At 69.5% G+C, this 25,358-nt stretch carries 22 protein-coding genes and 1 pseudogene; 13 read left to right on the forward strand and 10 right to left on the reverse strand.

The features are described from left to right. Positions 1-17: 17 nt before the first annotated feature. Together IEZ05_RS09945 and IEZ05_RS09950 are read right to left on the reverse strand one after the other, a co-directional pair. A complete protein-coding gene (locus IEZ05_RS09945) occupies positions 18-860 on the reverse strand; it encodes an ABC transporter permease (protein ID WP_189229638.1) in 843 nt (280 codons plus the stop codon). Next, positions 857-1,465: an ATP-binding cassette domain-containing protein gene (locus tag IEZ05_RS09950; RefSeq protein WP_189229639.1), complete on the reverse strand. Its 609-nt coding sequence runs from the start codon at positions 1,463-1,465 to the stop codon at positions 857-859. Before IEZ05_RS09950 ends, IEZ05_RS09945 begins: the two co-directional genes overlap by 4 nt. 818 nt (positions 1,466-2,283) lie before the next feature. Here IEZ05_RS09950 and IEZ05_RS09955 point away from each other — a divergent pair. After that, positions 2,284-2,820, forward strand: coding sequence for a hypothetical protein (locus IEZ05_RS09955; protein WP_229869643.1), 537 nt, complete (start codon positions 2,284-2,286; stop codon positions 2,818-2,820). 126 nt (positions 2,821-2,946) lie between these two features. Here IEZ05_RS09955 and IEZ05_RS09960 read toward each other — a convergent pair. Then, positions 2,947-3,433, reverse strand: a pseudogene (locus tag IEZ05_RS09960) (transposase); the annotation flags it as partial. An 80-nt stretch (positions 3,434-3,513) separates the two neighbouring features. Here IEZ05_RS09960 and IEZ05_RS09965 point away from each other — a divergent pair. Next, complete coding sequence (locus tag IEZ05_RS09965) at positions 3,514-4,293, forward strand: alpha/beta hydrolase family protein (protein ID WP_189229640.1); 780 nt, start codon at positions 3,514-3,516, stop codon at positions 4,291-4,293. 540 nt (positions 4,294-4,833) lie between these two features. On the opposite strand, the gene IEZ05_RS09970 is transcribed toward IEZ05_RS09965, so the two are convergent. Together IEZ05_RS09970 and IEZ05_RS09975 are read right to left on the reverse strand one after the other, a co-directional pair. Beyond that, entirely contained in the window at positions 4,834-6,303 is a 1,470-nt protein-coding gene (locus IEZ05_RS09970; RefSeq protein WP_189229641.1) for an NUDIX domain-containing protein, read from the reverse strand. Between the two features lie 195 nt (positions 6,304-6,498). Then, a complete protein-coding gene (locus IEZ05_RS09975; RefSeq protein WP_189229642.1) occupies positions 6,499-8,388 on the reverse strand; it encodes an ATP-binding cassette domain-containing protein in 1,890 nt (629 codons plus the stop codon). Positions 8,389-9,028: 640 nt separating this feature from the next. On the opposite strand from IEZ05_RS09975, the gene IEZ05_RS09980 reads away from it, so the two are divergent. From IEZ05_RS09980 to folE, 3 genes are all read left to right on the forward strand, one after another. After that, positions 9,029-9,577 (forward strand): DUF2231 domain-containing protein, encoded by a 549-nt coding sequence (locus IEZ05_RS09980; protein ID WP_189229643.1) that lies wholly within the window; start codon positions 9,029-9,031, stop codon positions 9,575-9,577. 72 nt (positions 9,578-9,649) lie between these two features. Further along, the gene (locus IEZ05_RS09985; RefSeq protein WP_189229644.1) at positions 9,650-10,105 is read left to right on the forward strand and encodes a hypothetical protein; all 456 of its coding nucleotides are present in this window, start codon (positions 9,650-9,652) and stop codon (positions 10,103-10,105) included. Between the two features lies 1 nt (position 10,106). Beyond that, positions 10,107-10,763: a GTP cyclohydrolase I FolE gene (folE, locus tag IEZ05_RS09990; protein WP_189229645.1), complete on the forward strand. Its 657-nt coding sequence runs from the start codon at positions 10,107-10,109 to the stop codon at positions 10,761-10,763. A gap of 365 nt (positions 10,764-11,128) precedes the next feature. Here the strand turns inward: folE and IEZ05_RS09995 are convergent, their stop codons facing one another. After that, positions 11,129-11,674, reverse strand: coding sequence for a DoxX family protein (locus IEZ05_RS09995; RefSeq protein ID WP_189229646.1), 546 nt, complete (start codon positions 11,672-11,674; stop codon positions 11,129-11,131). 216 nt (positions 11,675-11,890) lie between these two features. Then, complete coding sequence (locus tag IEZ05_RS36255; RefSeq protein ID WP_229869644.1) at positions 11,891-12,526, reverse strand: hypothetical protein; 636 nt, start codon at positions 12,524-12,526, stop codon at positions 11,891-11,893. Between the two features lie 804 nt (positions 12,527-13,330). Here IEZ05_RS36255 and IEZ05_RS10005 point away from each other — a divergent pair. From IEZ05_RS10005 to IEZ05_RS10015, 3 genes are all read left to right on the forward strand, one after another. Then, complete coding sequence (locus IEZ05_RS10005) at positions 13,331-14,320, forward strand: aldo/keto reductase (RefSeq protein WP_189229647.1); 990 nt, start codon at positions 13,331-13,333, stop codon at positions 14,318-14,320. Between the two features lie 213 nt (positions 14,321-14,533). Continuing rightward, the gene (locus IEZ05_RS10010; protein ID WP_189229648.1) at positions 14,534-14,935 is read left to right on the forward strand and encodes a YciI family protein; all 402 of its coding nucleotides are present in this window, start codon (positions 14,534-14,536) and stop codon (positions 14,933-14,935) included. 13 nt (positions 14,936-14,948) lie between these two features. Then, positions 14,949-16,178, forward strand: a complete 1,230-nt coding sequence (locus IEZ05_RS10015; protein WP_189229649.1) for an RNA polymerase sigma factor — start codon at positions 14,949-14,951, stop codon at positions 16,176-16,178. Positions 16,179-16,218: 40 nt separating this feature from the next. On the opposite strand, the gene IEZ05_RS10020 is transcribed toward IEZ05_RS10015, so the two are convergent. The 3 genes from IEZ05_RS10020 to IEZ05_RS10030 form a co-directional block, all read right to left on the reverse strand. Continuing rightward, positions 16,219-16,776 carry a DM13 domain-containing protein gene (locus IEZ05_RS10020; RefSeq protein ID WP_189229650.1) on the reverse strand — a complete coding sequence of 186 codons (558 nt, stop codon included), beginning with the start codon at positions 16,774-16,776 and terminating at the stop codon, positions 16,219-16,221. 374 nt (positions 16,777-17,150) lie between these two features. Then, a complete protein-coding gene (locus IEZ05_RS10025; protein ID WP_189229651.1) occupies positions 17,151-18,302 on the reverse strand; it encodes a DNA topoisomerase subunit B in 1,152 nt (383 codons plus the stop codon). A gap of 647 nt (positions 18,303-18,949) precedes the next feature. Further along, positions 18,950-19,537, reverse strand: a complete 588-nt coding sequence (locus tag IEZ05_RS10030) for a TetR/AcrR family transcriptional regulator (RefSeq protein ID WP_189229652.1) — start codon at positions 19,535-19,537, stop codon at positions 18,950-18,952. Positions 19,538-19,978: 441 nt separating this feature from the next. Here IEZ05_RS10030 and IEZ05_RS10035 point away from each other — a divergent pair, with 441 nt between their 5' ends. The 5 genes from IEZ05_RS10035 to IEZ05_RS10055 all read left to right on the forward strand — a co-directional run bounded on the left by IEZ05_RS10035 (position 19,979) and on the right by IEZ05_RS10055 (position 24,985). After that, entirely contained in the window at positions 19,979-20,806 is an 828-nt protein-coding gene (locus IEZ05_RS10035) for an alpha/beta fold hydrolase (protein WP_229869670.1), read from the forward strand. 692 nt (positions 20,807-21,498) lie between these two features. Then, positions 21,499-22,341 carry a transporter substrate-binding domain-containing protein gene (locus tag IEZ05_RS10040; RefSeq protein WP_189229654.1) on the forward strand — a complete coding sequence of 281 codons (843 nt, stop codon included), beginning with the start codon at positions 21,499-21,501 and terminating at the stop codon, positions 22,339-22,341. Further along, positions 22,338-23,171 (forward strand): amino acid ABC transporter permease, encoded by an 834-nt coding sequence (locus tag IEZ05_RS10045; protein ID WP_189229655.1) that lies wholly within the window; start codon positions 22,338-22,340, stop codon positions 23,169-23,171. Before IEZ05_RS10040 ends, IEZ05_RS10045 begins: the two co-directional genes overlap by 4 nt. After that, positions 23,168-23,959 carry an amino acid ABC transporter ATP-binding protein gene (locus IEZ05_RS10050; RefSeq protein WP_189229656.1) on the forward strand — a complete coding sequence of 264 codons (792 nt, stop codon included), beginning with the start codon at positions 23,168-23,170 and terminating at the stop codon, positions 23,957-23,959. Before IEZ05_RS10045 ends, IEZ05_RS10050 begins: the two co-directional genes overlap by 4 nt. A 798-nt stretch (positions 23,960-24,757) precedes the next feature. Continuing rightward, the gene (locus tag IEZ05_RS10055; RefSeq protein ID WP_189229657.1) at positions 24,758-24,985 is read left to right on the forward strand and encodes a hypothetical protein; all 228 of its coding nucleotides are present in this window, start codon (positions 24,758-24,760) and stop codon (positions 24,983-24,985) included. Positions 24,986-25,358 lie beyond the last annotated feature (373 nt).

The following is a 25,358-nucleotide window of genomic DNA, read 5'->3' on the forward strand; positions in this document are numbered from 1 at the left end:
ATCTAGTTCGGCGCAGCTCAGCGCGGGGTGTCGGCGGACGGTGCGGGGCGGCTCTCCCGGCCGGTGTCCTGGCGTGGTGCGGGCAGGGCGCGGGCGTGCGTGGGCAGTGCGGTGCGGGTGCGGTAGCGGAAGGCGAACAGGCCGACAACGGCGGCTGCGGCGAACCAGGCCAGCTGGATGACCAGGCAGCCGGGGACGGCTCTGGTGGAGAACCCGGCGGCGGTGGCGGCCTGCATCGCGCCGTAGGAGGGCAGCAGGCGCAGTCCGGCACTGTCGGCGCCGGAGCTCGTCACCGGGTTCTGCAGGGCCAGATCGATGATGCTGGTCATGACGATGGCGAACATGCCCTCCACCTCACGGCGCAGCAGGCAGCCGAAGCCGATGCCGAGGATGCCGTAGGTCAGACCGGCACAGAACAGGGCAGCTGCGAGAAAGGCCGGCTGGCGCGGTGACCAGGTCAGCCAGGTGACGGCGGTCGCGTAGGCGGCGACCAGCGCGGAGGCCACGGCGAGCCCGGCAATCTTCGCGGCGACCAGGTGCGGACGGGGGAAGCCGGCCAGCGCCAGGCGCTTGTCGAAGCCGCCGGAATGGAAGGTGGCGGCGAACATCAGGAATCCGGTGATCAGCGTTACCGCGTTCAGGGCGCCACTGACCGCGGTCAGTTCATTGCCGTGCGGGGTGAGCCACTGCCCGGTGGCCTGCAATTGCATCCTCGCCCGGTCGTCCGGCATGGCCAGGTAGGCCAGCGTCGTCCACGCGGGAAGGAACAGCACCACCAGCACCATGGCGAACCGGTTACGCGCGTGTTCGATCAACACGAAACGTGCGGCGGTGGCGAACAGCCTCGCATGCCTCTTCACGCGGTGCTCGCCTCCCCCTGGAAGTGCAGCCTGCCGGCGCCCAGCCGCCACAGCTCGTCCAGCCGCTCGGTGTCCCACGCCAGATGCGAGACCACCAGCACCGACCGGCCCGCAGCCCGCAACCGGGCGGCGAGGTCCCAAAAGCGCAGATAGGTCTCCCAGTCGAAGCCCTGGTACGGCTCGTCCAGCAGAACCACCTGCGGATCGTGCATCAACGCCAGCGTCAGGTTCAGCTTCTGCCGCGTCCCGCCGCTGAGCACACCCGCACGCTCGTCGAAGTAGTCGGCGAAACCCAGAACGTCCACCAGCTCCTCGGCGTACTTCAGATCAACGAGCCGGAACGCGGCCCGGAAGAACTCCAGATGCTGCGCGACCGTCAACGCGTCGTTGAGCACCACCTGCTGCGGGCAGTATCCGAACCGGCCCCCGTGACGCACCGTCCCACGGCTCGGCCGCAGCTCACCGGCCAGGATTTTTAACAGCGTCGACTTCCCCGCCCCGTTCTCCCCGACGACCCCGGCGATGACACCCGGCCGCAACCGCAGGTCCACCCCGCGCAACACCGCCCGCCGACGGTACGCGTGGTGCACGCCCACCACTTCCACGCCGCCCCCCCCAACTTCCGCTTTCGCCAATCGACTCGACATGCTCAACGAGCGCGTCACCACCAAGGCACGAACACCAAGGGCCGGTGAGACACGTGAAAGACGTCAACGCCCGGAGTCCCGGGAGTGAGCAGTTTCTCGGGGCCGGCCGGCCTTCCTGAGCGCTCTGCTGGCTGCCGAGGTCCGGGCGGTGAGGACGACGTACCTGGTCTACGTCCGTGCCGTCGAAGATGTCGGGCACGAGCAAGTCACGCGCCGCCCTCGCTGTGCCCGGCTGGAGCCTTGTCGTGCTTGCCCGCGACGCCCGCACGCTTCGGGAGAACCCCATCCCTGCCAGCATCGCTTCCCCGCACACCCGGCCGGACCCGTCGGCCGGATCCTGTGCAGCCTGGCCGCCGCGGAACGCCCCCACCGGGCGAGTCCGTCGTCACCGCATGATCCGAGCCTGTGTCTGCGGCAGCAACGTCCTCATGTGGAAGAGCCGTGCCGCCCGGACCGGGCCGGCCGCTACCCGGTCAGCGGGCACCGCGTCTTCGGCCACGACGGCGACCCGCAGGCCGGTCAGCCCCGCGACAGCTACGGCCCACCCAGGCCACCTGGTGCGACTGGCCGCTCGCAGCTCCACCGCGACCACCTCCCCCGCGCCCCCGGGACACCACGCCCCGACCGGGGCCGGTGCCGCCCGCCGTTGTCGTGCCCCGCCGGCCCCGGCCCGCCCGGCCCCGGTGGGGCCAGAGCCTGTCACTTCGATGCGGTGACAACCGAGGCATGCGGAAACTTTGGTTTACGTGGACGTTTTCGTAAACTATAGTTGTCGCATGACGGTCTATGAGATCACCCCGGAAGAGCAGGCAGAGCTCGACAGGGCCCTGTACGACGCCTTGAACCCCCTGGCCTCGGCCATCCGCTCCCGGGAGACCGGGTTGCCCACCGACCGTATGTGGGACGCGAGTCCGGTCGAAGTGGCGCTGTCCGTCCTGGCCGCGTGGAAGGCGCTGGACGGCGAGGTCAAGCGGCTCACGGAGCGGGCGGCGGTGACCGCCGGCTCCTACGGTGCGAGCTATGAGCAGTTGGGAGCCGTCTGGGGCATCACCCGGCAGGGGGCTCGCAAGAAATGGCCCGATGCCGTCAGCCGTCCAGCACCCGCGACAGCGGGCAAGAGCACGCTTGCGCTCTTCGGAGGTACTGCTGAGCTGGTGCGGTCGCCTTCCGGTGGCTGGGGCTGGACGGGTCGAGGCGCTGATGGAGCGTCGGGCACGGCCGCCGATCGGGCGCCGTATGCCACCGCAGAGGAAGCAGCGGCCCACGCGGGCGCGTTCCTCAAAGAACACGCCGTCGTCGGCGATCAGTCCTAGAACTTCTCGCGTCGGTCACCTGCCCGGCTCAGACGAGGGCGGCGGCGAGATGGAGTACGGCCGGGTGGCGATGGCGAGCGTTCAACCGCGTTGCGCTGCTGGTACGTCTCGGTGTCGAAGGCGGGGGGTCCTCGGTCCTCCGGGTCCGCTTCGCGGAACGCGAATGGCAGCCGTGACAGTCTCGAAGGCAGGGGCATCACCCTGACCGGCGGTGACATGCGGGACCAACGGCCGCGCGGGTCCGTCGCCGGCGCGAGGTGCACCTTCGTGCTCTGGCCGCCGCGGGAACGTCCGAGCGCATGGTCATCACGTTCGGCCCGGCCTGGAGCCCCCTTTTCCTGGCGCCGGCGGAGTGCTGGTGAGCTCGACAGACGGTGGAAGCCACCGACACGGTCCAGTCGATGTCGTCAGCAACCTCGGCCTTATGGGCGGTCCGGAACGGACCGAACTCGCCCGGCAGATCCCACCAGGGCGAGCGGGTGCGGTACTTCCATGCGAGGGCCCCGAGGGTTCGGCGGTGATCGGCCCACCGCCGCCCGCGGACCGGATCGGCCGGCCTCAGCGGCTCGATCCGGTCCCGCATCGCATCAGTGGTCACTGACCGAACGGACACATCCGATCGACTGGCCAACCAATCAAAGAGACACGGTCTAGAGCAGCACTTTGAGTGCGATATAGACGTACTGTTCCCATATGTCTGATCTTCAGCTCGCCAGCAGCCGCCGTGGCACAGGCGCGCCCCTGGTTGTGATCCGGCAGCTGGACCGGGAGGGCTGGACCCCCGTCATCGACCTGCTGGCCCGTGAACGCGAGGTCGTGACCGTCGACCTACCGGGATTCGGTGACAGCCCACCGCTGCCGGGCACCAGGCCCACCGTCCAGGCACTGGCCACCGAGGTCGCTCGGTGGTTTCCCACGGCCGGTCTGACTCGGCCGCCCGTCGTGGGCAACTCCCTCGGCGGAGCCGTCGCACTCGAACTCGCCCGGGCCGGCGCAGTCTCGAGCGCCGCCGCGCTGTCTCCCATCGGCCTGTGGAACGGCCCCGGGGCCGCCTACGCCCTCGGTTCGCTCCGCATCGCGCGCACCATGGCGACGGCCCTCGGCGACCACACCGCACGGGTGACCAGGAGTCCGATTGGCCGCACGCTCACGTTCTGGCAACTCGTCGCTCGTCCGTGGCACATGAGGGCAGAGACCGCCGACGGTGCCATGCGTGACCTGGCCGGCTCGCCCGGCTTCGCAGCCACACGCCGGGCCGCCCGCACCTACCGGCTTTCCGGATTCACCCCCAGCGTCCCGGTCACGGTCGCCTGGGGTACCCGAGACCTCCTGACACCCGTGCATCAAGCCAATCGCGCGGCTCGGCTCCTGCCCACGGCCCGCCATGTCCGGTTGCGTGGCTGCGGGCACTCACCCATGTCCGACGATCCCGACCGGATTGCCCGCCTCCTGCTGTCCACGAGTACCGGCTGAGGCACGGGTCCACTGGATCCTCCACCTCACCGTCGAACCTTCGGCCTCACCGCACGGTGGGCGCTCGTCGAAGAAGCGGAGATCGAGGCACTCGGGCGACGCACCACGCTGCACCGTCGGTGCTGCGACCGTGGTGCTGGGCCCGTCGGGGAGCGCGCGGTCATCAGGGCGGCGGGCGATGCGCTAGGGCACGGCGGCGTGTGAAACGCCGAGGAAGCCCGCCCGGCCGGTCAGGCGCCCGCGTCGGTGACCGAGCGGCTCCTGGGCGAGCCGGAGACGTGGGATGCCGATGAGCCGTCGCCGCCCCTCCACTTGGCCGGCCGCTTCGCCTAGGGGCTGCTGTACCCGGGCACGCCCGACTCAGGCGCGCGGAAACGACGCGTCCGGCGGGCGGCGGCGAGCCCTCGCTCATGAACTGTCTGCTGCGGCTCGACACACAGTTGAGCGGACCGGTCCGGACCAGGTAGTGGCGGAGCCGCCGGCTCGCGCTGTCGGAGTGGGCGACGTACGCGGTCCCCACCGTGTCGAACCCGGTCGCCGTCACCACCCCAGCTCCGTGTAGACGCGACCGGCCCGAATGCCTTCGATCGCGGCGCGGGTGTAGGGGACGATCGGCTCGGGCAGGTCCTCGGCACTCCACCACTGCCACCGGGCACACTTGTCCGGCTCCCGCAACTGCGGTGTGCCCTCCCACTGTTGAGCACGGAAGAAGAGCTGGACGCGGGGCGGGCTGGTGACCCGGTCCTTCATGTGTACGAAGTGGACGAACTCGACGTGCGCCGGGTCGATCACCAGCCCGGCTTCCTCGTATGCCTCCCGCACGAGGCACGCCGTCGCCGGCTCGTCCTCGCAATGGCCCGCCAGGACATGCCAGGACCCGCCCGCGTACGCCGAGTCCGGGTGCCGCAGTCCCAGAAGTACCTGGCCGTCGCGTTCCAGGTAGAGATGGACGCCGAGCACGTTCAGCACGGTCCTGGACAGAGGGTCTGCCGGAGCGGTGGTCGCGGCGTCCGCTGGAACGTCGGTGGGCGCGGGGTGCTCGGCGGCGTGCCGCTCCAACAATGCCCTGGTCGACGGCAGCATCGTCATGTAGGGGAACTTCTCGGGCCGCACCCAGGCGAGCATCACGCCCTCTGTGAGGGGCAGACGGGCCGGGTCGCCGTTCCAGCGGCCGGTGAACAGCTGGATCGGCACGCGGGTGCCGTCGCTTCCGGTGACGTGCTCAACGGCATACGGCTCCAGGCCCGCGACGGTCAGGCCGGCCTCCTCTCGAAGTTCCCTGCTGACCGTGTCGAGCGGGGTACGGTCCTGGGGCTCCCGGCCGCCGCCGAGCAGCGACCAGCACCCTGGCTCCCAGATCCACGGCTTGTTGGCGTCCCGCAGGTGCAGTAAGTACCGGCCGGCCCCGTCGTGGATGATCGCGGAGGCGTTCATGGGAACGATCACTCCGTCCAGAGCGGAGGCGACAAGCTTCCCGCGCAGCGTCGGGGAGGATGCCTCGTCGAACGGCAGCCAAGCCGAACCCGTCACCTCCTCGGCTCGCGGTGCGAGCCCGGGCGCATCGTCGGCGAGGTAGAAGGCGAAGCGCACGTCGTAGTGCCAGTGGGCCGGTTCGCCCCGGGCAGGGTTGGGGGCGATGGCGTGCAGCTCGATGTCGATCGGATCGTCCCGGAACTCGGGCGTCAGGGTGAGGGCCGAGGCCGGGGTCCCGGCCTCCTCCTCGACCTTCCGCAGTGCCGTGGCCAGCAGCGTGTGGTCGTCGGCTTCGACATGCCCGCCCGGGGTGAGCAGCAGCCCTCCGCTCACCTTGTGGCGGATGTGCAGAACCCGCCGGTGCCGGTCGATCACCACGGCGCTGCACGTGAGGTGCGCAGGGAGGGTGACGCGGCTGGTCGGCTCGGCGTCGGAGTCCAGGGCCACCAGCAGGCCGGCCAGGGTGTCTCGCTCGCACGGATTCCGGTCCAGGTAGGAGGTGACCACGGTGCGGATATGAGGAAGGGAGGGCGGCATCAGAACCTCGGGCTGAGGGAACGGGTGGTCATCACGCGTGACGGCTCGGCTCCTGTAGAGCTGGGCACCTCGCGCGCGGGGGTGACGCGTGCGAGGAACGGGGAACGAAACCGTCGGCAGCGGCGAGGAGCAGGGGCACGGTCCTCCTTGATGGCGACCGTCCCACCATGGAAGGCGGGACGGGGTCGAGGCGGATCAGCGGTCCTGCGAGAGGGCCAGAAGTTCGGCGAAGGTCCCGCCGGCGTGGACGAGGTCGTCGTACCGTCCCTGTTCGGTAATCCGGCCGCGCTCCATCACGACGATGTGATCGGCGATCTTGGTATCTTCCAGGCGGTGCGTGACCACGATCGTGATGCGGTCCGCGGCGATGGCCTTGATCTGCTCGAAGATCTGGTGCTCGCCGCGCGGGTCCATCTGGGAGGTGGGCTCATCCAGGATCAGCAACCCCGGGCGCCTGTACAGGGCCCGGGAGCAGGCGACACGCTGCCACTGCCCGCCGGAGAGCTCCGAGCCGCCGAAGACGTCGCGGGCCAGGAGGGTGTCCAACCCTGCGGGGAGGTCCTCGACGGCCTCACGCAGGCCGGTCGCGTCGATGGCCTCCCACACGGGGGTGTCGTCGTGGGTGCGGGGTTGGCCGAGGGTGACGTTCTCGCGGACCCGCAGGGGCCACTGCGCGAAGATCTGCGGAACCAGGCCGGTGTTCGCCCACACCGTGGCAGGGTCCACCTCGGCGAGGTCGGTGCCGTTCCACGTGACCCGTCCCTTGTCCGGGAGGTAGATCCCGGTCAGCAGCCGGGTGAGTGTGGACTTTCCCGAGCCGTTCGCGCCGACGATCGCGAGGATCTGGCCGCGCCGCAGTGCGAGGGAGACACCGTCCACGGCGGGCTTGTCCTTGCCCGGGTACTGGTAGACGACCTCCTCGAGCCGGATCTCCTCGGTCGGCGCGGAATGCCTGCGGGGGCCGCGCTTCGGGGCCCGGGCGGCGGCGTCGTCGAGGAAGGCCTGCATGTCGCTCAGGTACAAACTGGTGTGGAAGACCGCGGCGCCGTTGATGACCACCTGGGACAGCGCAGCAAGCGTGGTCTGCACGGCGATGACCGCCGTCGCCGCGACCGCGAGTTCGATTCGGCCCGATACCGCAAGCCACGCCAGCGCGCCCCAGGTCGCGACGAGGAAAACGCCGCCGGCCAGCGCGGAAAGCAGGGAGATCCGCAGGGTCCGCGGTGCGGCGGCCAGGGTGCGCCGGTCGCACCGGTCGGAGAGCGCCCGGTACCAGTAGATGAGGTAATCCGTCATCGAGTTGGCGCGGACCTCGTCGCCGTACTTCGACTCGGTCGCCCACCAGCGCATCATGCCGCGCACATTGCGGTCGGCGATGTTGGCGTAGTGGATCTCGTAGTCGACTCGGGCGCTCAGCACGGCGCCGACGCCGGCCGGCAGCACCGCGAGCAGGAGCGGCGGCAGCATCAGCGGGTTCAGTACCGACAGCACGCCACCGGCGGTGACCATGCGAATCAGCGCGGACAGGAACCGCTGAGCGTCGGTGACCATGACGTGCGTGCGGATCACGCCCATCTCGGCCGCCTCGTGCCGGTCCGAGAAGCCGTCCTCCGCGTACGCCGAGGCCTCCACCCGGCACACCGCCTCGACCAGCGCGGAGTCCGTCTCCGTCGTCAGCCGCGGGGTGATCCGCCGCTCGGCGTACGTGGCCACCGCCCCTGCCGCACGTCCTAGCGCGGCAGCGAGCGCCACCACCAGCAGCGCCGGAAGGGCGCCGCGCAGCCGCTCACCGGCAGTGCCGTCCCCGAGGACTGGTGCCATGGCCCGGGCGGTGGCGGCCAGCACCACGGCGGCCGATACACCCGTGACCATCTGGCAGCCGAGAAGGAGCTGCACGGCACGCCGGTCGGTCCGCCACGACAGCCGCGCGATCCGTCCCAGGACGGCCGGGATCTGCGCGCACATCCGCCGGAAGGAGACCTCGGCGAGCGGATTGACGGAGTACTGCCCACTGTAGGTGATCTCCGCCGGCGGTGGCGGAGGAGGCGCGGTGGCCTGCTGTGCGTTCGTATCGGCCGCGGTCAACGTGGTCCCCCTTGACGGTCGTCCAGCGCGATCGTGAGACTCAACGATCCGGCCGGGGATATCGAACACATATGTTTCGGTCGGTCCTGGAATCCCGAGACGGAGCAGTTCGCGGCGCGTGGAGGATGCACGGACCCAGCTCCCGCAACACGCGGGCGAATGTGGGTGGTTGGCCGAATCGCCGAGGATGGTGTTCGCGGGCGCCCGGTGGGGCGCGTTGGCCCGCACTGACTGAGCGCCGGTGGGCTCGTAGCCCTTCGGTCGCCTGCCGGCCTTGCGGTTGTTACCGGGCGCCTCGTAGCGGGCAGCAGACCGGCGTCGACGAGCTTGTCGAGGTGGAAGGCGACGAGCTTGCGGGATATCCCGACACCGGCGGCAGCTCTTCGCGGGTGACCGCACGTCCGGCACGGCGGATGACGGTGAACATGCGCCGCCGTGAGTTCCTCGCTCGGAGCGCTGACGGAGTCGATGGCGCTGCCTACCTCGTCGGGCTGCGCCGTCTGATCGGAAGCCACGAGACCACCGCAACCCCCATTTGTGTAGGCACAAATGTTCTTCACCCCGTGGCTACCAGCGCACCTTGACTCCCTTCCCTAATAAGACCAAGATTTGTTGGTGAAACGAGAGGGAGGAGCCTGCGATGCCCGTGGAGCCACAGCTTCAGGCGAAGCAACCGGTCAGCGCCGCACTCGCCGGTCCGTACGGCCACCCGTTCCACCCGATCCTGGTCACGGTGCCGATCGGCGCCTGGGTGACCAGCCTGGTGTTCGACATCGCTTCCCAGGTGGTCAGCCGGCCGGGCTTCCTGACCCAGGGCTCGGAGTGGCTGGTCGCGGTCGGTGTGATCGGCGCCCTGCTGGCGGCCATGGTCGGATTCCTCGACCTGTTCGCGATCCCCACCCGGACCCCGGCCTTTCGCACCGCCCTGGTCCATATGACGCTGAACCTGCTGGTGACCGCCGCCTACGCGGTCAACTTCATGTGGCGTCACAGCACCTACGCCGACGGCGGGAGCGTCGGTGCGGGCATGCTCGTCCTGTCCGCGGTCAGCCTCGCCCTCCTCGGAGTCTCGGGGGTCCTCGGCGGCAAGCTCGCCTATCGCTACGGCGTCCGCGTCGCCGACGAGAACACCCAGGCCGAGGGATATACGCCCGGCACCGGCGAGCGAAACGCCCGCCCCACTGCCTGAATCCGCCCGACCCGCACCCAGGACGACGTGCTGCGGCCGCCGTTCGACATCACATCGCTTCGGGAGTTCCCCATGGACATCGCCGCATTGATCACCTGGGTGGTCACCGCCCTCGGCGGCTTCTACATGCTCGGCACGTGGATCCAACGCGGCGGAATCCGCCAGCAGCAGTCCGGCACCAGCCGCCTGCCCGCACCCGTCGTCTTCGGCCACTTCGCTCTGGCAGCGATCGGACTCGTGGCGTGGATCATCTACGTCGTCGCCGACAAGAGAGCCCTGGCCTGGACCTCCTTCGTCCTGCTGCTGCCGGTCGCCCTGCTGGGATTCGTGATGCTGGCCCGCTGGATCCCCGTCTACCGCGACCGCTCCGCCGTCGGAGCGCCGGCCCCCTCACCGGCCCGGGGGACCGGTGGGACCGTCCCCGCCGAACGTCACTTCCCCCTGGTGGTCGTCCTGGCCCACGGCCTGTTCGCCGTGGTCACGCTCGTCCTCGTCCTGCTCACCGCCCTCGGTCTCGGAGACAGCTGAGATGAACGAGCACCCGCACCGCGCCACCACCCGAATAGGCCCGCACGACGACGAGGCCGCGGTACCGGCACGGCCCGCCCTACGGGTCGTCCACGAGCCCGGCGGCATCGACCTGGCCGCCGCCGAGGAAGCAGCCGGCCGGTTCCTCAACGCTCTCGGTATCTCCACCGCCTCCGAGAGCCTGTGCGCGACGCCCGGCCGCATGGCCCGCGCCTACGCCGAACTGCTCAGTCCCCGTCCTTTCGACCTGACCACCTTCCCCAACGACGAGGGCTACGACGAACTCGTCCTGGCCCGTCACATACCCGTCCGGTCGGTGTGCGAGCACCATCTGCTGCCCTTCGTCGGCACTGCCCACGTCGGCTACCTGCCCGGCGCCCGCATCCTGGGCCTGTCCAAGCTGGCCCGTGTCGTCGAGCACTTCGCCTGCCGTCCGCAGGTTCAGGAACGTCTGACCAAGCAGGTCGCCGACTGGCTGCAAATCCAACTGGAACCCAAAGGGGTCGGTGTGGTCATCGAAGCCGAGCACGCCTGCATGACCCTGCGCGGCGTGCAGGCCACAGGCTCCACCACCATGACCTCCACCCTGCTCGGCCTGCTGCGCTCCGACGCCCGCTCCCGCAGCGAATTCCTCGCCCTGACCGGCGCCGCATCATGAGCGAGCCCGCCACATCGCCGAGGCAGGTGCGCCGCTGATGCCGCCGTTTCCGGGAGGCCAGGCAGGAGAACGGACGTGGGCTGCCGGACGAGCCCCGTCCGGTGGGCTGTGTCTCGCGATGCTCTGGTCGGGCCGTTCTTGCGGTGGCAGCAGCTGACCACTCACCACCACGCCTACGGCGACCGCTACCACGGCCAAGGCGGCAGCTGCGCGTCCCGCTGCCGCCGCCCCCGGCCGGCCTTCCTCGTACGCCGCCGCACCGGCGGCTGCCGCCGGGGCACCGCGTCCGCAGCCCACCAGGAAGGCCTATGGAGCCGTGTCCCGTCGGGGCGCACATGGCCGCTCCCCGTCCCCCGCGACAGTGGTCAGTTGCGGATAAGGAGAACCAGGCCGGCGAGCACCGCGGCAAGCACCACGGCGATGATGCCGTACATCAGCCGATGCCCCTTCAGGCCGGGGAGGTGGCGGTCGATGGCGAGCCTGCCGGGACCGGTGAGAGCCAGTCCCGCCGCACCTGCCGCCAGGAGAACCTCGTACTCGACCCCCTCGGGTGCGAAGAATCCTCCGCCCCACTTGACCGCCAGCGCGTTGATCATGGTGCCGAGGACGGCGGCACCCGCGAGCGGCGTGAGGAGGCCGAAGAGCAGACCGAGCCCTCCAAGGGTCTCGGTGAGGCCCGCGACCATCGCCATCGCCTTGCCTGACGGATACCCGCTCATGGTGAAGAACTGACCGGTGCCCTCAAGGCCGCCTCCGCCGAACCAACCGAACAGCTTCTGTGCGCCGTGGGCGGCGATGGTCAGGCCCAGCGCTATGCGCAGGACCAGCAGGCCCACGTCGTAGGCGTGGGGAGAGGAGACCTCAGGGCCACCAACGGCAGGTGTACCGGCAGGGCGGGTGGTGACGGTCATAGGGAGACGAGCCTTCCTGAACAGGATATTGAAAGTTCAAGCTATGAGTACGACCATAGCAACCGCGTGAAAGTTCAACAAAGGGCTCGTCGTGCCGCAGTCGAGCAGGCATCGCTGGTAGGCATTCGACGCCGCGACGCGGGCCAAGCGCCGCTTCGCGGAGCGAGAGGACCGACGCCTCCTGTCATCCTCGCCCGAGGGACTTGGAGCCGGCCGTCATGCTGTCCGTTCTCCAGCCTTGAACGGGCCGGTCGCGGGGGTCACACACTTGTCGACGACGGTCTGCTCGCCGGCCGCCGTGCCGTCCAGGCAGAGCCGCCCGCCCTGGTCGCGCAGGTCGAGAAGGAACCGCGTGGTCCTACCGGACTGCTCGAGGCCGTGGATGCGCTCGTCTACGTAGCCGAGGTCGTGCAGGATCGTCCTGACCTTGGTGGGGGTGGGATTCGTCAGATCCCAGAGCGCCTGGGTGATGCGCTCTTCATGGAGGTTGCCCGCGCACCAGTCGCGAGCGTTCAACTCCACCTCCGGCCCCGCCGTGGGGGCGATCGGCTCGATCGCGTCGCTCGGCGGTGTCACCCCGGACGGCAACGTCTTCGTCGGACCGGTCGGAGGCGCCTCTGGTGGGGCGCTCGGGGGACACTGCTGCGCGACCTTGCTCAGCATTTCCGCAAAGGCCGCGTTGGGCCGGACCCCGGCGGTGCCGGCGGGATTGCTCTGCGGTCCGCCGACAGCGGTCTTCTCGGTGCCGCAGGCAGTGAGCGCCAGTGCTGCGAGAGCTGTCATCGCGAGCATGGGCCGCAGGCGGCGCGAGGAGCGGGTAGCCGTGCTGACCGGGGCAGGGGTTCGTCTCATGCGCCAAGTCTCCGAGCAAGCCACCGCCCCCACTTGAGTACGCGTACTCAAGTGGGCAGGAGTACGCGCTCACCTTCGCGTGCGACGTGAACGAGCTTCAGCGAGGCGAGACAACCGGTGCTGTCGGTTCTCGTGAACATCGGCTTCGCGGCAGATCAGGTGCCTCCCGTCCAGGTGAACAACTGCTGCTCGATCTCGTGGAGAAAGCCAGAGGCGGAACCCGATTCCGGCGGGCCACGCGCTTCGGGGGCAGGACCACGTGACCGGGTACGGCTCAGGCGTCCAAGTTGATCGAGCACACCGTGGCACCAGGTCGCCGCACGGCCGCTCGTCGGCGCCCCGACGGGCCTGTGCGAGGGTCTGGCGCAGCGCGACGACGGCGACGGCAGTACACGGGACGGGTCGCCGGTGACCGTCTCCCTGTTGAAGATCGCGCTGAACGTGGTGATCTTCCTCGGCTTCCCGCCTGCGCCACTGCGCAGCCCCGGCCTCGTCCGTCGGCGGAGCCCGGAACGGAAAGGAGGAGTCCGGAGACTCCAGGATCACGCGCGTCCCGTCCCGCCCGCCGAGCGCTTGCGCTGGAGCGCACTCCAGGACGTAGCGTCGTGGCGACGGAGACGGCGACAGGCACGGGCTGGACGCCGGTACGGCCGCGGCAGCGCAGTGGGCAGCGGCTGTACGACGCGCCGGTCACACGGCACCGGCTCGGGATGCCGGTCAGCGCCATCTGTCGCTAGATGGACGAGGTGGCTCTCGCGCCGCTGGGACGACGAACGAGCACGCAGGGAAGGACTGGCACACATCATGCAGAAGCGCAGTCTGAGGGACCTCGAGGTGTCAGCCATCGGCCTGGGATGCATGGGCATGTCCGCGTTCTACGGATCCGCCGACGAGGACGAGGGCATCGCCACTGTCCGGCGTGCCCTCGACCTCGGCATCACCTTCCTCGACACGGCCCAGATGTACGGCCCCCTCACCAACGAGTCACTGGTCGGCGAGGCGATCCGGGGCCACCGCGACGAGTACGTGATCGCGACCAAGTTCAACTACCGGATGGACAACGCCGTGCCCGGCGACATCGGCACCGTCGGCCCGCAGGACGGCTCGGCCGAACACGTGCGCAGCTCGGTCCACGGCTCCTTGCAGCGCCTGGGCACCGACCACATCGACCTGTACTACCAGCACCGGGTCGACCCCAAGGTGCCCATTGAGGAGACCGCCGGCGCGCTGGGCGAGCTGGTGGCCGAGGGCAAGGTGCGGTACATCGGGCTGAGCGAGGCGAGCGCGGAGACCATCCGGCGGGCTCACGCGGTGCACCCGGTCACCGCCGTGCAGAGCGAGTACTCGCTGTGGTCGCGGGACGTGGAGGCCGAGGTGCTGCCCGCCTGCCGGGAACTGGGGATCGGTTTCGTGCCGTACTCGCCGCTCGGGCGGGGCTTCCTCGCCGGGCGGTTCACCAGGCCGGACGAGCTGGACGCGAACGACTGGCGCCGTCAGAACCCGCGCTTCCAGGACGCCAACCTGGAGGCGAACCTGCGTCTGGCGGCCAAGGTGAAGGAGATCGCCGCCGAGAAGGAGGTGACCCCCGCCCAGCTGGCCATCGCCTGGGTACTGGCCCAGGGTGAGCACCTGGTGCCGATCCCGGGCACCAAGCGCCGCACCTACCTGGAGCAGAACGCCGGAGCGGTCGACGTCGAGCTGACCGAGGACGACCTGGCGCGCCTCGCCGCGGAGCTGCCGGAGGCGGCGGGGGAGCGGTACGACGAGGCGGGGATGCGGTCGGTGAACCAGTAGCCGCGCGGTCGCGCGCCCGCGGCGACCCTCCGCCGGTAACGATCGTGGACGGAGAACGGACCGGCGGTCGATGGGGACGAGCAGCGGGCCTCGTGGGGCTCTTCCTGCCGGCCTGAAAAAACTTCCGCGAGCGTGTAGAGAAGCGCGGGCCGGCTTCGACGTCCCCTGTGAGAGCCTCCCACCACGGGCGGCCCGAGCCGAAGGAGCGGACTCATGAAGTACCTGGTGATGGTGCAGGGCACGCAGGCGGACTACGAGGCCCAGGCGGGCAAGCCCGCCGCCGGTCTCCCGGCCTGGAGCGACAAGGACATGCAGGCGATGTTCCAGCACATGGGGGCGATCAACAACGACCTCGCCGAGACTGGCGAGTTCATCGATGCCCAGGGGCTGGCCGAGCCTGCCAGGACCCGCCTCGTCAGCGTCGGCGCGGACGGCAAGCCCGTGATCACCGACGGGCCCTACGGCGAGACCAAGGAAGTGATCGCCGGTTACTGGCTCCTGGAGTGCGAGAGCCTGGAGCGGGTCACGGAGATCGCCGCGCGGGTGACCCAGTGCCCCGTTCCCGAGGGCGCGAACACCTACCCCGTCGTCATCCGGCCGCTCGGCGAAGTGTGAGCAGGGGAGACGTTTGAGACGTACGAGCGAGGTAGAGGACCTGCTGCGCCTGCACGCGCCGCAGGTCCTCGGCGCGCTCGTACGCCGGTACGGGCACTTCGACACCGCCGAGGACGCCGTACAGGAGGCGCTGCTGGCAGCGGCCGGGCAGTGGCCCGAGTCGGGGGTTCCGGACAATCCGCGGGGCTGGCTGATCAGGGTCGCCTCGCGGCGGCTCACGGACGCGCTGCGCAGTGACCAGGCGCGGCGGCTGCGTGAAGAGAGGGCGGCGGCGCTGACACCGCGCGACGCCTTCACCGCGCCGCCGCCCGGGCCCGATCGTGCGCCCGCCGAGGACGACGCGCTGACCCTGCTCTTCCTCTGCTGTCACCCGGACCTGCCCCCGCCCGCCCAGATCGCGCTGACGCTGCGGGCTGTCGGCGGTCTGACGACGGCCGAGATCGCCCGCGCCTATCTGGTGCCGGAGGCGACGATGGCCCAGCGGATCAGCCGGGCCAAGCAGCGGGTGAAGGGCACGCGATTCGGTCGCCCCGATCACTGGGAGGAGCGGCTGCCCGCGGTCCTCCACACGCTCTACCTGATCTTCAACGAAGGCTACACGGCCACCTCCGGAGCCTCCCTCCAACGGACCGAGCTCGCGGGCGAGGCCATCCGGCTGGCCCGTACCGTGCACCGCCTGCTGCCCGGCGACTGTGAGGTCACCGGCCTGCTCGCCCTGATGCTTCTGACCGACGCCCGCCGCGCCGCGCGGACCGGAGCGGACGGCGAACTGATCCCCCTCGACGAGCAGGACCGCGGGCTGTGGGACAAGGCGGCGATCGAGGAGGGCGTGGCCCTGGGGACCTGGGCTCTGTCCCAACGCCGCCCCGGCCCCTACCAGTTGAGGGCCGCGATCGCCGCCGTCCACGACGAGGCGGACTCGCCCGACAGCACCGACTGGCCCGAGATCCTCGGCCTCTACGACGTCCTCGTCCGCCTTGTCCCCAGCCCTGTCGAACGCCTCAACCGTGCCGTGGCCCTCGCTATGGTCCACGGACCGAAGGCTGGTCTGGCCGAACTGGACGCGCTCGCACCGGAGTTCACCACAGGCCACCGCCTGGACTCGGTCCGCGCCCACCTCCTGGAACGCACCGGCGACACCGAGGCCGCACGGGCCGCCTATGAGTCAGCCGCGGCCAAGACCCTGAGCCTCCCCGAACAGCGCTACCTCCGGGCCCGTGCGGCCCGCCTCGACGTCACTTGACGTGTCGTTCATGCCGGTCCCGTGAGACCCCGCACAGACGTCAGGCGCGGGCGAGTTCGGCCGCGCCGAAGGAGACGTCGAAGCGGTCACACCAGATGCTGACGCTGCTGTAGCGAGCGGGGTCGACGTCGTCGGGCAGGACGTAGTTCTGGCTTCCCTTGTTGCCCTTGAGCATGCCCAGGCTGACGTACTTGCCGTCGTCGAAGACGTGCCAGCCGGACTCTCCCTCCTTCACAGGTGCGTCGGTCAGCCACACGCGCAGGTCCGGGCCATTGCTGGTGTCGAGGTTCTCCAGCCGGACGACGTGGGATCCGTCGGCCAGCTGTACGAGTTTCACCGTGCCCGATGTCGTGTGTTCGTGGCTGATCAGCTCACCGCTCGCCAGCGTCTGCGGGCCTACCGGTGAGGAAGGCGCCTCGGCCTCCGTCGTGGGTGGGGCGGATGTGGCCACGACCTCGGGCAGAGCCTCTTGGACGGTCTCGTCCTGCCACAGCTTCCACGGCTGGAACCAGTACAGCCCGAAACCGACCCCGGCAACCGCCACCACCAGCACCCCGATGACCCACGGCCTGGTCAGTGCCTTCCGCTCGCGCCTCATCCTTGCCTCGCCCCTTCATAGCCCGCCTGGCGCTACCCATTCAACGCGGTGGACTGCTGTCCCGTAGCCCGCAGGAGATGACGGAACCCTTACGGTGCTGTCACGCCCATCGGGACGACCAACGGCCACAACGGTGCGCCGGCGGCGACGGAGACGGGTGCCGCACCTGTTCGCGCGCTACGGCCGGGGACGAGAACCGCATGCGGCACGGCCCCGCCCCGCGAAGTCCGGCCAAGGACGCCCTTCGAAACCGGGCCCCTGTCAGAGCGCGGGTGGCCACCTCGGTGACGAGCGAGAGGGTGCGCGGACCGCTGTGAAGCCCATGCCCGGGTCCGTACCCCGACCTGGGCTGCGGTGTCCTTGGTGTGCCGCTGTCAGTGGCGGGCAGCCGTCGAGATCCGGGTGAGGATGGCCGTCGCCTGCGCCGGATTGGCCCGGAGCCAGGCGGTCAAGTGCTCCCGCACGGCCTCGGTGACGCAGGCGCGGACGGACCCGTTGCTCAGTCGGTCGCGGGTTGCCCCCTCGAACTCGGGCCGATCGAGCTTCACCGACACGACCGCCGTCAGGCCCGCGCCCAGCTGGGTGGGGGTGAACTCGGGGTCGGACGAGCTGAGCAGCTGTTGTTCCCGGGCATAGAGGGTGAGCGCGGCCGTCAGGCCGTCGCGGAAGCCGAGTTCGTGCGTGCCACCGTTGAGGGTCGGCAGGCTGTTGGCGTAGCTTGCGATCCGTTCGCCGCGGCAGTCACACCAGCGGAAGGCCACCTCCACGGTTCCCACCATCCCGGAGTACTCGCGCTCGAAGCCGATCACGTCCGGGTGGAGCGGGGCACTCTGTTCCGCGATGTAGTCCCGGGGGCCGCCCGGGAAGCGGAAGCGAACGGCCCGGGGCGCCGCGGGGTCGCGGTCATCAGTCAAGGTGATGTCCAACTCGCGGTTCAGGAAGGCCACTTCCTTGAAGCGCTCGGCCAGTGCGTCGAACGAGAACTCCCGCCTCTCGAAGATCTCGGCATCGGGCCGGAAGATGATCACGGTTCCGCTGCCGTCGGCCGGCCCGGCGTGAACGGGCCCCCCGACCGGCACGCCTTGCTCGTACTCCAGCAGCCAGCGCGCGCCTTCGCGCCGTACCTCTGCCGTCAGGCGGCTCGACAAGGCGTTGACGACGGCCAGTCCCACGCCGAAGTGGCCACCGAACAGCATGCGCCGGTCGGCGGGTGGTGTCCCGCACCAGAGCTTGGTCAACTGGCTCTCCACCGGAGGGCCGTCACCGTGGCCGGCGTGCCCGACCGCAAGACCCGTGCCGTCGTCGGCGACGCGGACGCCGCCGTCGGTGGTGAGGGTGATCTCGACACGGCTGGCGGTGCCGTCGAGGATCTCGTTCAGCGCCCGCTCGGCGGCCGCAAGCACCAGGTGGCGCAGGCCGCGTTCACCGACCGATCCGATGTACATGCCGGGCCGTTTCCGAACGGCCTCCACGCCCTCCAGAACCACGATCGTGCTGGCGTCGTACGCATGGGAATCTTCGCTCATGATGCCCCCTCCGAGGGTGTCCGACAGAGCTCTCCCAACCTAGGAGATTTCCAGGAAAACACCAGTTCAGAGCCAATACGGCGAAGCCGCGGGCAGGCTCCTGAAGGCCGATCAGGAGCAGTGGGCCGAGAGGAGTGTGCGCTGACGCGATCAGGCCGTCAGCGGCCCTTCGAGGATCGTCTGCGGCACTGTTTCGGACGGCCACTGCGGCACGAATGTGTGGCGGGCGAGCTCCCCCGTTCCAGTCCGGGGCCCCGACCGCCTCCGGTCCGGCCGCGGCCTGGCGCAGCGTCTCGGCCACCGCCCAGAGGGCCGTCAATGAACCTGGTCGAGGAGCGTGCCGCCGGCCTCGATGACGACACCGGCACGCCCGGATCGCCTACTTGGCCGCACGTGGCGGCCAACTGCACGTGCTGCATGAGGCACTCGGCCGCCTCGCATCCTCGCTGAACGGGCGCGCCCTGCCCGCAGACGTCGTGTCCGTCGCGCCCGCGCAGACCGAACGTCGCGGCCCCGAGGCCATCGGCACCCTCGACCGCGCCACCCAGGCGCTGGGCGACATATCAGCTACCAGCGCCAGCAACCCGTCGCGCATCGCCACCTCTGCCGAACTCTTGACACCCCGCGCATCTTCGCGATTGATGCGTTCAGGAGGGCCATGCCCGCAGGGCCATCTGCACCGTTTCCAGGAGCTGTCCGCGAGGCACGCCGCTCGCTGCCTGTACGGCCACTCCGTAGGCAACGGTGAAGACGTAGCGTGCCAGGGTCGAGGGGTCGCTGTCGGACGGCAGGTCGCCCTCGGCGCGGGCGGCCAGGAACCGTTCACAGATCCGCCTCTCACCCTGCTTCCGCCATTCGGTGAGCAGTTTGTGAGCTGCCGCGTCGGGCATGCCGGGTGCCAGGGCGCCCTGCACGGCGAGACACCCGGTAGGGCGGCCCGGGAGTGTCCCAGCGACGACGGCACCGTGAAGCACGTGCTCGGCAACGGCCCTGGCGGTCGGCTTTCGCACGGCTTCGAGCAGGTACCCGGCCGGCCCGTCCCCGTAGCGGTCGAGGACCTTGCGGAACAGTTCCTCCTTGTTGCCGTAGGCGGCGTACAGGCTGGTCTTGGTAATGCCCATGGCTTCGGTCAGGTCGGACAGCGCCGCGCCTTCGTACCCCTGGCGCCAGAACACGTCCAAGGCCCTCTCCAGCGCCTGGTCGGCGTCGAAGGAGCGGGGACGGCCTCTTGCCATGGCTCCCTCCGAGGATTTTCACACCGGTCGGTTCACATCATACGAGCCGTCTCGGCTTAGCAGGTCGGCCGATCAAGTTCCGTGTAGACGAGGGGTGTTGACGTCGAGTGGTGGCGTCGGCTTAATCTGTACCGGTCGGTACTTAAATAGTCGCGGCCCGCGCCGCGGACTCTCCATGCAAGGAGTCGATCCTCCATGGTGTGTCGGTTAACACCACACCTCATCCCCCTCCTCCGGACGCTGCGTGTGCTGCTCCTCGCGCTACTGGTGAGCACGACCACCCTGTCCGGAACGGCTTCAGGGTCCTCTGTCACTTCGTCGGCGCCTTCGTGCGTCGCCCCGGAAACACCCAAGAGCAATGGCTATGACGCGGCGACGCGACACGACACAGCGTTCAATCGCGCCTTCCGGCACTGCTTCACCACCGTTCGCGGAGTGCAGATGCACTACGTCATCGGAGGCAACGGGCCACAGGCGACAGTGCTGCTGCACGGATGGCCGGAAAGCTGGTTCGAGTACCGCAAGGTGATGCCCCAGCTCCTCGCCGGGCGCACAGTCATCGCGATCGACCTGCCGGGGATGGGAGATTCCACGGGCCGCCCCGCGCAGTACAACAAGACGACGCTCGCCGGCTACGTTCACGACCTGCTCGTCAAGATCGGCGCACAGCGGGATGTACGGTTCGTCGCCCACGACTTCGGGGTCGGTGTGGCCTATGCGCTGGCAGCCCAGCACCGCCGGCAGGTGGCCGGGCTGTTCCTGATGGACTTCCCGCTGGTCGGGAAGAGCCTCTCCTTCGCCACCGATGTCCGCCCCCTCTCCTGGCACTTCTCGTTCAACGTGCAGGACCCGCTGGCGGAGCGGTTGGTCACGGGACGCGTCGGGACGTTCCTCGACTACTTCTTCCGGCACAGCCAGATCTCCGGCCCTTCGCAGCCGGGTGCCGGGGCGCCGAGCCCGGTCCCGCCGCGAGCGCTGGCCGAGTACACCAGGGTCTTCTCCCGCCCCCAGGTGCTGCACGCGGGGTTCGAGCTCTACCGCACCTGGTCACAAGACGAAGAGGAGAACAAGCGCCTGCAGCGGGTACCTCTCTCCGTCCCGGTCCGGCTGCTCACCCAGGACGGACTCACCGGCCTGATGCTGCCCCCGGTACGGGACGCCGCCCCGGCGGCGACGGGTACCGATGTGGACGGAGCCGGGCACTGGCTCATCGAGGAACAGCCGGATCGCGTGGTGGCCGAGATCAACGCCTTCTACCCGGCGCACTGAGAAGAAGACTGACGGGTGGCACCCCGACGGGCTTCCTCCCAGGCCCAGGGGGCCGTCGTAGGCGTCGCGCTCCGGTAATCCGTGGAAGGGACCCGGCGTACTGCGTCCGCGTTGTGCGGGTGCAAGGGGTGGCCGCCTACGGCCGGCCGCGTCGCCTACGGGACGGTCACTCCATAGAGCCTGGCAGCCGACCGTCCTCCGCCCGAGCGGCCTGGTGCGCAGCCGACGGCTCCCGGTCCTGGCGTCCATGCGGCCCCGCGTGCCGGGACGCTGCGTCCAGCCCGGGGGCAGCCTGCCGTGCCCGGTTCTGCCGCGCCCCGCTCGGGCGGCCGCCGTGCCCCGCCGTCCGTGCGGTTCACCGACCGCGCCCCGGCAAAAACGCTCGCCGTCCCGCGCCGGACCGGACCCGCGATGATTGCAGGATGACGGTGTCTGGTCCGCGGGGGCGGGACGACTGTGCCCTCCAGTGGCAGCAGCACCTCGCCCTGCGTGATCACGACGGCCTGTCCGTTGCAGCCGACGGTGGGCCACCAGGGCCTCAACGAAGGTGAACCGTGCGGCGCTCAGCGGGGTGACCCACGGCCGGCCGGGAAGCTTCTGAGGCAGATCAGCCCCGTGACCCTCATTTTGTTTTGATCACCTCAAACTTCTTCTTATAATCTGACCTCTCAGTTTCCTCACAGGAGGTCCCCTTGAACACCGTCCTCAGGTTCCGGGCCCGTCTTCTGGTCGCAACCACTGCGGCGGCCGGGCTGGTCCTGGTGGCCGGCTGCACCTCCAGTGACGACGACGGCGGTAAGAAGACCGCCACCGGTGGCGTAGAACTCGTCAAGGCCGGGCGGCTCACCACCTGCACCCACCTGCCGTACCCGCCCTTCCAGTCGGAGATCGACGGCAGAGTGCAAGGCTTCGACGTGGCCCTGGTCGACTTGGTCGCCGAGGACTTGGGCGTCGAACAGGACATCGTCGACCAGCCCTTCGAGAACTTCAAGACCGGTGGATCTCTCAACGCAGGCCAGTGTGACCTGGCTGCCGCTGGCATGACCATCACCGAAGAGCGCAAGAAGAACGTCGACTTCTCGGACCCCTACTTCCAGGCGACCCAGGCCGTCCTGGCCGACAAGGACAGCGGCATTTCCTCCTTCGCCGACCTGAAGGGCAAGAAGGCAGGCGCCCAGGCGCAGACCACTGGCGAGGACTACGCCAAGGAGCAGGGCCTGGACCCGGTCTCCTTCGAGTCCTCCGACGCCGTCCTCAACGGCCTGCGCACCGGCCAGGTCGACGCCGTCCTCATCGACTACCCGGTCGTCCAGGGCTGGCTGAAGGACAAGGCCAACGCCGGCGCCTTCAAGGTCGCCGAGCAGATCGACACCGGCGAGCAGTACGGCTTCACCGTGAAGAAGGGCAACGACAAGCTGCGCGAGGCCATCAACAAGGCCTTGGCGGACGCCAAGGCCGACGGCACGTACAAGAAGCTGTACGAGCAGTGGATCGGTCCCTACGACGAGTCCGCGGCCTCCCCGTCCGCCTCATGACGCACCCGGACACGGCGCTCCGGCCGAAGAAGAAGGGCCTGACCCGACGCCAGCGGCGCAGTCTCTCGCGCGTCGTCCAGTACGTCGTCTTCATCGCGGCCGTGGTCGCCTTCGCGGCCGCGGCCGACTGGGACCGGCTGCGCAACCAGTTCGCTCAGCGCGCCATCGCCGAGCAGATGTTCCCGGAAGTCATCACGCTGGCGTTGAAGAACACCGTGTTGTACACCGTGTCGGGCTTCGCCGTCGGCCTGGTGCTCGGCATGATCATCGCGCTGATGCGGCTGTCGTCCGTGGGCCCCTATCGCTGGCTCGCCGGCATCTACATCGAGATCTTCCGTGGCCTGCCCGCCCTGCTGATCTTCATCTTCATCGGCGTGGCCGTCCCGCTGGCCTTTCCTGGTACGGAGATCATCGGCGGCACCTACGGCAAGGTGGCGCTCGCGCTCGGTCTGGTGGCCGCCGCGTACATGGCGGAAACCTTCCGCGCGGGCATCCAGGCCGTGCCCAAGGGGCAGATGGAGGCCGCCCGTTCGCTGGGTTTCTCACACGGCCGCGCGATGGTCTCGATCATCCTCCCGCAGTCCTTCCGTGTCATCCTCCCGCCGCTCACGAACGAACTGGTGCTCCTGTTCAAGGACTCCTCGCTGGTGCTGTTCCTCGGCGTCACCCTGGAAGAGCGGGAACTGTCCAAGTTCGGGCGTGATCTGGCCAGCCAGACCGCCAACTCCACACCCATCCTCGTCGCCGGCCTGTGCTACCTGCTGGTTACCGTCCCGCTCGGCTTCGTCGTCCGCCGTATGGAGGCCAAGGCCCAGGAGGCCGTGAAATGAGCCGACCGGAAATCTCGATCAGCGCCCTGCACAAGTCCTTCGGGACCAACGAGGTGCTGCGCGGCATCGACCTGGAGATCCGACAGGGCGAGGTCGTCTGCGTCATCGGCCCGTCCGGCTCCGGCAAGTCCACGCTGCTGCGTTGCGTGAATCTGCTCGAGGAGCCGACGAAGGGACAGGTCTTCGTCGGAGGTACGGAGATCACCGATCCTGACGTCGACATAGACGCCGTACGCCGCCGGATCGGCATGGTGTTCCAGCAGTTCAACCTCTTTCCCCATCTGACGGTGACCGAGAACCTGACGCTGCCGCAGCGCCGCGTGCTGCGGCGGGACAAGGTGACGGCCGCGAGGGTGGCCGCGGAGAACCTGGCGCGGGTGGGTCTCGCCGAAAAGGCCGACGCCTACCCCTCCTCCCTCTCCGGCGGCCAGCAGCAGCGCGTCGCCATTGCCCGCGCACTGGCGATGGGCCCCGAGGTGATGCTGTTCGACGAGCCGACGTCCGCGCTCGACCCAGAACTGGTGGGCGACGTGCTCGCGGTGATGCGCATGCTCGCCCGGGACGGCATGACGATGATGGTCGTGACCCACGAGATGACCTTCGCCCGCGAGGTCGCCGACCGGGTCGTCTTTATGGACGGTGGGGTGATCGTCGAAGACGGCGCCCCCGAGCAGGTCATCTCCCACCCCCGACACGAACGCACCCGCCACTTCCTGTCCCGCCTCCTGGACCCCGCGATGGCGGACGTGGAGGGGGAGACCTCGGAGCAGACGGACGAGGCCGGATAACGCTTCATTGCCGCTCGCAACTTTCCAGGATGCGTCTGCCGCGCGCTGCATCCCTAGCCGACGGCGCCGCGCCCCTGTAGGAGCATCGCTGCCGCGCCCTGCCTCTCACCCGCCGCCTGAGCGGAGTTGCGTGAACGTCGGTTGTGCGAGCGACGGACCCGTCGCGGACGCCGTGGCGTGATCGGCCCTGTCGTCAAGGCCCTGCCCACTCTGGCCGCTCTCATGGACGCGGATCTGCGCAAGAGCGCCCGCCGGGGACAGCGCACCAGCAACCTTCAGCTGATCATGCGGGCCTGCTACGACCCGCTGCTCACCATGTCAGGACGGCGGCGGCCACAACGTGGCTCCGCTGCGCACCCACCGCACGGAGAGGACGGGGGCGAGGGAGCTCACGGCAGCAGCGTCCCGGACCTGGGCGCCTTCCCACCCACCCCCATGGCCGCGGGTCCCTCACGAGTTCCGTCCGGCCCAACGTTCCGCACCCGGCCACCGCCGACGGCCCGGACGTGACCCACGCAGCTGTCGCATACGTCCGGCGACCGGCGCGGCGCGGCTCGGTCAGCGAGGCTGTACGCAGGCGCGGCTGAGCCGAGGCCCAGCAGAAAAACGACGACCGTATTTCTGCAGGTGGAACTGCCTGGGACCGTACCCGTCCACCGTGGTCGACTGTGCCTGCCGCAGGGGTGCTGCCCCGCACTGGCGGACAACCCCACCGCCGACGCACAGCGCCCCGGCCTGGCCCCCGGTCCAGGAATGAAGTGCGGGAATTGTCGAGCAGAGCGAAAGGTAAGAGTCAACATGAAGCAGAAGATCACTTCGCTTGCCGGTGCCATGGCCATGGCCGGTGGCGTCGTCATCACGACCGTCGCCGCGGCCACCGGCCAGGCGACCGAGGTGGACCACGGACGGCCCGCTTTTTCCCCCGCCCCGCACGCGACTGTGGCCTTCGGTGACCACCTGTCCGATTCCGACCTCACCGCGCCGCTCAGCGAGTTGGCCGCGGGCCGGCGGACGCCGCGCGCCTAGGACTTGTCCGGCCGTCCATGTGACTACCCCGTAGTCGTGTCGCTGATGTGGACATGGGCGGGGCGATCTGAAGGATGCCGAGTGGGAACGGCTGCGGCCGTTCCCGCCGGTCAGCAACAGGCGTTGTGTCAGGTGCCGAGATCACTCGCAGGTGATCGACGGGATGCTGCACCGGGTGCGGATCGGCGTTCAGCGGCTGACCTGCCGGAACGATTCGGCCCCTGGAAGACGGTCTATGAAGACCACCGCCTGTGGTCGGCCGACGCAAGAGGGGAGGTGCCGGCAGAGCACCAGAACGAGACGCCGCGGCAGAGTCTCGTTGCCCGCCTTGCGTAGGTGGTGCTGGAGGTGAGGGCCTGGGCCGTTCGCGCGG

It is taken from the genome of Streptomyces flaveolus (assembly GCF_014648815.1).
Lineage (GTDB): Bacteria > Actinomycetota > Actinomycetes > Streptomycetales > Streptomycetaceae > Streptomyces > Streptomyces flaveolus.

Coding starts and splice junctions, on each gene's coding strand:
- IEZ05_RS09980 (WP_189229643.1), top strand. CDS start 9,029: ATGCCCGTGGAGCCACAGCTTCAGGCGAAGCAACCGGTCAGCGCCGCA.
- IEZ05_RS10030 (WP_189229652.1), bottom strand. CDS start 19,537: ATGGCAAGAGGCCGTCCCCGCTCCTTCGACGCCGACCAGGCGCTGGAG.
- IEZ05_RS10020 (WP_189229650.1), bottom strand. CDS start 16,776: ATGAGGCGCGAGCGGAAGGCACTGACCAGGCCGTGGGTCATCGGGGTG.
- IEZ05_RS10055 (WP_189229657.1), top strand. CDS start 24,758: ATGAAGCAGAAGATCACTTCGCTTGCCGGTGCCATGGCCATGGCCGGT.
- IEZ05_RS09955 (WP_229869643.1), top strand. CDS start 2,284: ATGACGGTCTATGAGATCACCCCGGAAGAGCAGGCAGAGCTCGACAGG.
- IEZ05_RS10045 (WP_189229655.1), top strand. CDS start 22,338: ATGACGCACCCGGACACGGCGCTCCGGCCGAAGAAGAAGGGCCTGACC.
- IEZ05_RS10025 (WP_189229651.1), bottom strand. CDS start 18,302: ATGAGCGAAGATTCCCATGCGTACGACGCCAGCACGATCGTGGTTCTG.
- IEZ05_RS10035 (WP_229869670.1), top strand. CDS start 19,979: ATGCACTACGTCATCGGAGGCAACGGGCCACAGGCGACAGTGCTGCTG.
- IEZ05_RS10010 (WP_189229648.1), top strand. CDS start 14,534: ATGAAGTACCTGGTGATGGTGCAGGGCACGCAGGCGGACTACGAGGCC.
- IEZ05_RS09985 (WP_189229644.1), top strand. CDS start 9,650: ATGGACATCGCCGCATTGATCACCTGGGTGGTCACCGCCCTCGGCGGC.
- IEZ05_RS10005 (WP_189229647.1), top strand. CDS start 13,331: ATGCAGAAGCGCAGTCTGAGGGACCTCGAGGTGTCAGCCATCGGCCTG.
- IEZ05_RS10050 (WP_189229656.1), top strand. CDS start 23,168: ATGAGCCGACCGGAAATCTCGATCAGCGCCCTGCACAAGTCCTTCGGG.
- IEZ05_RS09995 (WP_189229646.1), bottom strand. CDS start 11,674: ATGACCGTCACCACCCGCCCTGCCGGTACACCTGCCGTTGGTGGCCCT.
- IEZ05_RS09965 (WP_189229640.1), top strand. CDS start 3,514: ATGTCTGATCTTCAGCTCGCCAGCAGCCGCCGTGGCACAGGCGCGCCC.
- folE (WP_189229645.1), top strand. CDS start 10,107: ATGAACGAGCACCCGCACCGCGCCACCACCCGAATAGGCCCGCACGAC.
- IEZ05_RS09970 (WP_189229641.1), bottom strand. CDS start 6,303: ATGCCGCCCTCCCTTCCTCATATCCGCACCGTGGTCACCTCCTACCTG.
- IEZ05_RS36255 (WP_229869644.1), bottom strand. CDS start 12,526: ATGAGACGAACCCCTGCCCCGGTCAGCACGGCTACCCGCTCCTCGCGC.